This is a genomic window from Neobacillus mesonae (genome assembly GCF_023715155.1).
Taxonomy (GTDB): domain Bacteria; phylum Bacillota; class Bacilli; order Bacillales; family Cytobacillaceae; genus Neobacillus; species Neobacillus mesonae_A.
Genome location: NZ_JAMBNQ010000049.1, coordinates 23868 through 31778, shown reverse-complemented (window position 1 = coordinate 31778; position 7911 = coordinate 23868). Strand labels below are relative to the sequence as shown.

The 7911-nt window shown below is 40.9% G+C and carries 5 protein-coding genes; 4 read left to right on the top strand and 1 reads right to left on the bottom strand.

Annotated elements, in window-relative coordinates:
• The first annotated feature begins 705 nt into the window (after positions 1-705).
• Positions 706-2148: a substrate-binding domain-containing protein gene (locus tag M3183_RS24130; RefSeq protein WP_251473879.1), complete on the top strand. Its 1443-nt coding sequence runs from the start codon at positions 706-708 to the stop codon at positions 2146-2148.
• A gap of 504 nt (positions 2149-2652) precedes the next feature.
• Here M3183_RS24130 and M3183_RS24125 read toward each other — a convergent pair.
• The gene (locus M3183_RS24125; RefSeq protein WP_251473875.1) at positions 2653-4326 is read right to left on the bottom strand and encodes a ribonuclease J; all 1674 of its coding nucleotides are present in this window, start codon (positions 4324-4326) and stop codon (positions 2653-2655) included.
• Between the two features lie 235 nt (positions 4327-4561).
• On the opposite strand from M3183_RS24125, the gene M3183_RS24120 reads away from it, so the two are divergent.
• From M3183_RS24120 to tuaC, 3 genes are read left to right on the top strand one after another with little or no spacing between them, the layout of a single operon-like run.
• On the top strand, positions 4562-5221 hold the full coding sequence (locus M3183_RS24120; protein ID WP_251473872.1) for a sugar transferase: 660 nt from the start codon (positions 4562-4564) through the stop codon (positions 5219-5221).
• A gap of 17 nt (positions 5222-5238) precedes the next feature.
• Positions 5239-6702, top strand: a complete 1464-nt coding sequence (gene tuaB, locus M3183_RS24115) for a teichuronic acid biosynthesis protein TuaB (RefSeq protein ID WP_251473840.1) — start codon at positions 5239-5241, stop codon at positions 6700-6702.
• Positions 6699-7892, top strand: coding sequence for a teichuronic acid biosynthesis protein TuaC (gene tuaC / locus M3183_RS24110; RefSeq protein ID WP_251473836.1), 1194 nt, complete (start codon positions 6699-6701; stop codon positions 7890-7892). Before tuaB ends, tuaC begins: the two co-directional genes overlap by 4 nt.
• The last annotated feature ends 19 nt before the right edge of the window (positions 7893-7911 follow it).

Below are 7911 nucleotides of genomic sequence, written 5' to 3'. Positions count from 1 at the left end.
TTTAGACATTTACAATGAGCTACATCCCCAGCGGGGATAAGCATGGAGGAGCCGTATGCGATGACCCGCACGTACGGATCTGTGAGAGGCGCATGAAATTTTTTCATGCGCCTACTCTATTTTTTGAGGGTTCTTTTTAGAGTCGCGGATAAATTGCCCAGATTCGCGGATAAAACAAAAAAATCGCGGATATATAGTCCCAATTCGCGGATAAAATGAAAAATTAGCGGATACCCTATTTAATTCTTAAAAAATGGAAAACCTGTTTATTTATTTTTGGCATGAAAGACAAAAATACCTGCGGAAGTTAGAAACCAGTCTTTAAAAAGGTCTCTTAAAGACAAAAAGCCCAGTGGAGGTCAGGAAACTGTCTTTAATAGAAGACCAAAGCAGGGGGAGTGGGAAATCATGAGACGCAATTCTAGTTGGGAAGGCAAGAATAGTCCCATAGAAAAGTTCTATGGGACAGAATTACTGTTATGAAGGCGGAATAGTCTCCCATAAAATAGGTTCTGGTTCCATGAAAGACAAAATTGATCGGATTCTCTTCATCAAACTGTCCTTCATTTTCAAATTCGCCACAAAACATGCTCCTAAAAATATAAATTTTCCCAAAGTGAATCATTGTAAAAGCTTAATAAAAAGTGTAAAATTACACTAATTAATATAATGGTAAATAATTCATATTCTTGGAGGGCGCCTGTTGTGACTATAAAGTTGAAATTATTGTTTATATGGTTCGGTGTTGTTCCATTTCTTCTTTCGATAGCAGCGTTTATTGTAATGAATTTTATTCCTGATTATTTAATGATTTCAGCACTTACACCGTTAATTTTAGGAGGATTTTTAGCAGGAATATGGGTTTTAAGGAAACCACCAAAGCAAGGCATCATTGTTTTTCTTTTCCCGTTGGTGTATACAGCTGTATTATGGGCAATTTTCATGTTGATCAGCGGCGGGTTTTATGGTGCAGATGCCTGGCTATATTATAGTATTTTTCATATCGCACTGGGACCGTTGTACTTCCTAGCCATGTTTATGGGAGAGGCGAGATTGTTTCTCTGGGCACCGCTTGCTTACGAATTTTCCTTTGCTGCGGGAATCTGCCTAGCCATCTTTATCAAAAGAGTACACCCTGCTTTAAAAAAGAAACAGCTTATCACCGCTTTGACAGCATTTGTTTTAGCCATCGGAACAGGTGCAGCAGTTCAATGGCATCGCAGCCAAACGGTTTTACCCTCTTATGGATTTCAATATGGCGGAGGATATTCATCTACAGACCTGACTCCCTATGAAGTTACCAATCCGGACAATAAACTGCCGAAGCTAAAAGAAAAGCCGACATTCACTATTGCAACCCCAGATGAGATGCCTGTTTTAGATGGAGCAGAGGCCGCCTATCCGGTTTATTCCGCTTTTGCAAATACTGCCTATGAAAATATCAAAGACATTACGGAAAAGAAAGAAGTTGTTACTTTTACTAATACTATTTACGCCTATGAACGTTTATTATCAGGCGAAATTGATATTTATTTTGGCGCAGAACCGTCAAAAGAACAGCAGGCAATGGCAATAAAAGAGGGCAAAGAGCTGGTCATGACCCCAATTGGGAAAGAAGCGTTTGTGTTCTTTGTAAATCCACAAAATACCGTAAATAATTTACAAGTATCCGAGATTCAAGGCATCTACTCTGGAAAAGTCAAAAATTGGTCCAAACTCGGCGGAGGAAACGACAAAATTATCGCATTCCAGCGTCCAAAAAACTCTGGAAGTCAAACACTTTTGGAAAAGATAATGGGTGATACACCGATTATGGAACCATTAAAAGAGGATGTGCCTGAAGGAATGGGCGGTATCATGGAGCAAGTGGCAGATTACCGGAATTACGAAAATTCCATTGGCTTTTCATTCCGCTTTTTTGCCACCGGAATGAATCCGAATTCGAATATTAAACTGCTCGCTATCAATGGGATTGAACCTAGTCCAGAAAATATTGCAAGCGGCAGCTACCCATTTACGGCAACACTCTATGCTATTACATTAAAAGATAATCCAAAACCGACAATACAGCCATTTCTTAAATGGATGCAAGGCCCTCAAGGACAAGAAATCGTAGAAAAGATTGGTTATATTTCATTAGATCAATAATTGCAATCAGGCACCCTGTGATTTTATATGTTGCCTGATTGCTTAATGATGCACTTTCAACTTGTGGAAATCCGCGCATTACTTGCGGATAAGCTCCCCCAACTTGCGCAGCTGGTTTTACCTTCAATAACGCAAAATTACTTGCGGATGAGTGCCCTATACATGCGGATAACGCAAAAGTATTTTCGGAAAGCTCCGTATTACTTGCGCATTAGCCAAATTATTTGCAGGCTAGCCCCCAATATTTGCACAGCTAAGTATTACTTGCGGATGAAGTTTGTCGTTTCCCGCGAAATAATTGAAAATTTCCGCGGAAATAGTAAGCAATCCGGCGGAAAAAGGTAAAAATCTGGCGGAATGTAGCTCAAAACCCGCGGAATCTAAGCACCCCCAATAAATGAGCTGCTAAGCCTGATAACCCAAAATAATCTGCAGATTCCCCTCCGCCACATTACTTGCATCAAACGCTTTTACCTTCCGATCCGTCCGCTATCCGAAGCCCATCTAAATCTCAATGATAATCGGCAAAATCATCGGTCTTCTCTTCGTTTGGGCAAATAAATATTGGCCGATGGATTTTTTTATATTTTGTTTGATGACGTTCCATTGGCGGATATTTTCTTCCTGCATATCATTAACTGTTTTTTTTACAAGGCGGTTAACCTCTCTTAGCAAATCCTCGGAATTCTTCACATATACAAAACCGCGGGTGATGGTGTCGGGTCCTTGAATAATTTTACGATCGTTTTTACTTAAAGTAATCACGATGACCATCATTCCATCTTCAGACAGCTGCCTGCGGTCTCGCAGGACAATTTCGCCAACATCGCCTATTCCCATCCCGTCTACATAGGTATTTCCCGATGGAATGGAACGGGTCTGCCGGGCGGTCCCGTTTTCAATGTCCACCACATCCCCATTTTTAATAATAAATGTATTTCCTTTTTCGACACCGACTGATTCTGCCAGCAAGCGGTGATGGTGCAGCATCCGAAACTCACCATGAATCGGGATAAAATAGGTCGGTTTTATTAAGGTAAGCATAAGTTTTAAGTCTTCTTGATAACCATGTCCGGAAACATGCATGCCGGTAGAGCTTCCAGATCCATAAATCACCCTGGCACCAAGCTGAAATAAATTATCGATGATCCTTGAAACATCTTTTTCGTTCCCGGGGATAGGGGATGCTGCCAAGATTACGGTATCTTCCGGATAAATTGACACGTCACGATAGTTTCCGCTCGCAAGACGTCCAAGCGCAGCCATTGGTTCTCCCTGACTTCCGGTACAAAGGACGGCAACTTTTTCTGGCGGCAGTTTATCGATTTCACTGGCTTCAATTAACATCCCTTCTGGAACATCTAAGTACCCCCGTTCAATTGCAATGGAAATTACATTCACCATGCTCCGGCCCAGCAATGCCAGCTTTCGGTTTGTCTCTATACAAGCGCTGACTACCTGTTGAACACGGTTCACATTTGAAGCAAAAGTAGAGACGAAAATTTTTCCATGTGCATGAAAAAATGCTTCTTCTAAATGCTTGCCTACCATTTGCTCTGAGGGGGTGAGCCCTTTTCTTTCAGCATTGGTGCTTTCGGATACCAGTGCGATTACCCCGCTGTCGCCGATTGCCGCCATTTTATGAATATCCGAATATTGATTATTCTCCGGTGTTAAATCAAATTTAAAGTCACCGGTATGGACCACATTTCCTTCTGGTGTATGAAAAACAATCCCAAGACAGTCCGGAATACTATGACTGACCCTGAAAAATGATACATCCATTTTACCGAAATCCAGTTTCGAATCGGAATCAATCGTAACCATCTTTGTGTCGCGATTAAGCCGGTGCTCGTCCAATTTTAATTCGATTAGGCCAAGCGTAAACCGGGTCGCATAAATCGGCACATTGATTTTTTTCAATAAGTAAGGAATGCCGCCGATATGATCTTCGTGCCCATGGGTGATGATCAAACCTCTTATTTTCTCCCTATTTTCTTCTAAATACGTAATATCTGGGATGATCAAATCAATACCGAGAAGACTTTCATCTGGAAACATACCGCCGCAATCAACGATAACGATATCTTCGCCATATTGATAAACATACATGTTTTTTCCGATTTCATTAATACCGCCTAAGGCAAAAATGGATAAGGTATTTTCATTGGACCGCATTGTGTGTTCCTCCCAGTCATATCAAATGACAATAGTATCCCCATTTATCGTTTTATTTATTTTAATCGTTCCTTTTACCTACAGTTTGTCATCAACTTTACAAGCCCTTAAAAAAGTTAATGAATATTCAAAATTATTTACTTAATATTTATCAATTCTCAACAGCAGCTTCATGATTGGTATCTATACTTACCTTTAGATTTAGCAAATCCCAATCTTTTGAGGTGGTAAATCTGTGAGTACCGAGAGAAGCTACAATATCTACCAGGAGTATCCAATCGTTCCTGCCTCAACCTTTAAATTATCAAAGGATGTGGAGCACTATCTTTATGTAAAAAGATTTTATGACATTTTGCTGGCTGCAGCCGGCATTATTCTTGCTTTGCCAATTGTTCTATTTTTTGCCGTCCTCATTGTCTTGGAAACACCAGGATCCCCATTTTATATCCAAGAGAGGATGGGGAAGAATGGCAAGTGTTTCAAACTGATTAAGTTAAGATCCATGAGAATGGATGCCGAGAAAGACGGGGCAAAGTGGGCACAGAAAAATGATCCAAGGGTTACTAAGGTTGGAGCATTTATCCGAAAAACACGAATCGATGAGCTGCCCCAATTGCTTACCGTTTTAAAAGGAGATATGTCTATTGTCGGACCGAGGCCGGAAAGACCGGTTTTTACTGAGAAATTCAATAAAGAAATTCATGGTTTTTCTAATCGTCTGCTTGTAAAACCAGGGCTTACAGGTCTTGCTCAAGTGAATGGAGGCTACAATATTTCTCCTAAAGAGAAACTTCAATATGACTTGGAATATATTCAAAATCTAACCTTTTCACTTGAACTGAAAATTATGATCAAAACCATTAAAGTGCTTTTAACAGGAGAAGGAGCACGGTAAATAAGGGCGGAACGCATATGTCAGTCATCAGAAGCCAATTACATAAAGGGGTAAAGTGGACGAGTATTTCAACCATGGTGATTACCGCAATCCAAGTGATCCAGTTTGTATTACTGGGTAACCAAATGACCGTTTCGGAATTTGGACTTGTTGGAATCATGACCACCATTGTGGTGTTTGCCCAAATTGTGCTGGACCTCGGCTTGGGTTCGGCAGTGATACAAAAGGAGACCGTTTCAGAGAGGATATTATCCACATTATTTTGGCTGAACATTCTAGCTGGAGCGGCGTTGTTTCTGTTTTTGATGTTCATGAGCCCGCTATTTGCAGCATATTTTCACCGGGATGAACTCATTGAACTTATTCGCATATTGGCTGTCATGTTTATCATTGCTCCGATTGGACAGCAAAGCCAATATTTACTGCAAAAAGAATTACGGTTTAATTTGCTTGGTGCGATTGAAGCGGGGGCAGCGGTTATCTCCTTTATTACTTTGGCCATACTCATCTTTATGATCAGCCCGATTTATGCGTTTGTCATTTCTCAGGTTGTTTTGAATTCATTAAAAGGTATTTTTTACTTTCTATATTATCGGAAAAAATGGCACCCAAAATTCATTTTTGATTTAAGCGAATGCAAAGAATATATGGTGTTTGGGGCTTACCAATTAGCATCCCGATTAGTGAATAGGATTGGATCAAATATCGATGTGATTTTAATTGGCAGGTTTATGGGGGCTGAAGCACTTGGTATTTATAATCTTGCTTATCAGATTGTGACGATTCCAGTGTTAAAAATTAATCCAATCATTACAAGGGTGGCCTTCCCAGTCTTTTCAAAAAATAATCAAAGTCAAGCAGCTTTGAGTGATGGATTCTTACATATGACAAAGCTGCTAAGTCTCGTTTCATTTCCGATTTTAATGGGGGTTGCAGCGGTATCGAATGTATTTATCTTAACGATTTTTGGCCAAAAGTGGCTGGAAGCGGCTCCTATTTTGCAGATTATGGCGGTTGTAGGCATCCTAAGGGTCCTTATGAATCCGAACGGTTCCGTTATTTTGGCAAAAGGAAAGGCCAATATTGCTTTTTATTGGGATGCAGGTGTTTTGATTCTTTATAGTATTTCTTTGCTGTTTGCTGTAACAACCAATGATTTGGAAGTGGTGGCTTGGACCTATGTCGTGGTAAGTGTGGTGAATTTTTTAATTGGAAGATGGTTATTAAACTGGCTGATTCAGCTGGATTTCCGCCAATATTTAAAGACTGTTTCTGTACCATTTCAGCTATCCTTACTGATTACTATCGTTGCATATGGACTCAAAGAGTTTTCGGCCATCTATTTTCCGCTGAAAAGTTTTTGGACATTGGTCATTTCGGTTGGCGTCAGTGCTGCACTGTATATGCTTCTTTTAATTAAAATCTATCCTCAGATTTTCCGGAGGATTTTCAAAAAACAAAAAAGAGGGCATCTATTATGAAGGTTTTATGGATAACCAGTGTATATCCAAGTGATAAGGAGCCAGGTTCCGGTGTTTTTCATGAAACACAGGTGCAAGCATTGAAAAGGCTGGGGATAGAGGTCACAGTGATCTGCCCTGTACCGCGCAATCCTGCATTCTTTCGATATTTGAAAAAGCAGTACCGCAGCCGTCAAGAAATTCCATTTAAGTATATGAGAAGGGGTGTCAATGTTTTTCGGCCGCCTTATTTAGCCCTTCCTGGTCAGCTAAGATGGGCACAGCCGGATAAACGCATAGCTGCATCCATATTGCAGACGATGTCTGATTATGGGATAGAGCCCAATCTCATTCATGCCCATTTTGCAATGCCGTCTGGCGGGGCTGCACGGATTGTAGCAGAACAAACCTTCCTTCCGTGGGTCCTGACGTTACATGGAAGTGATGTCAATATTTATCCTTCCTATAGTCCAAGTGCCAAGAAAGCATTTCAGAGAGCTGTCATGACAGCCAATCGTGTATTGGCTGTGGGGGAAAGCTTAAAAACGAAGACATTAGAGTTAACGGGCAGGGAAAGTGAAGTCCTCCCAATAGGCGTGGATTTATCGGCTTTTGGCAAGACTCCAGAGTCAAAGGCCAAGCTGAGAAACCGGCTGCAGCTCCCAGAAAATAAAAAGATCATTATCTTTGTGGGAAGGCTGACAAAGGCCAAGGGTGTCTATGAACTAGCACAGGCACTCGACCAGCTTCCAAAAGAGATTGCTGTTTTGTTTGTAGGTGACGGCCCTGCAAAGGAAATGTTAATGCAGCATTCAGAAATAAATCAAAGGCTTTTCTTGACCGGCCAGGTGGAGAATCAGCGTGTAAAGGATTACTTGTTTGCCAGCGATGTATTGGCTCTTCCATCTTATACAGAAGGAATGCCGACGGTTGTCATAGAGGCACTTGCAGCAAAAGTACCTGTGATTTGTACGGCAGTCGGGGGTGTACCGGAGCTGTTTGGAAAGTATCGAAAGCTTTTAATTGAGAAGGAATCTGTTACGGAATTAGTGCAGCGGATCAAGGATGTTCTATACGGAAACCTGTATACAGCAATGGTACAGGAGGAACTTTATGATTGTGTTCAATCGAACTACCATGTCCATCGAAATGCCTCATTGTTGGAAATTGAGTATAACAGAATACTAGAATCGAATCTTATAACGAGATAGGCCTTAAGAATAAATGGAG

What these genes read in the sequence shown, in the direction of transcription:
- M3183_RS24125 (WP_251473875.1), bottom strand. Translation starts at nt 4,326, where the DNA reads ATGCGGTCCAATGAAAATACCTTATCCATTTTTGCCTTAGGCGGTATT.
- tuaB (WP_251473840.1), top strand. Translation starts at nt 5,239, where the DNA reads ATGTCAGTCATCAGAAGCCAATTACATAAAGGGGTAAAGTGGACGAGT.
- tuaC (WP_251473836.1), top strand. Translation starts at nt 6,699, where the DNA reads ATGAAGGTTTTATGGATAACCAGTGTATATCCAAGTGATAAGGAGCCA.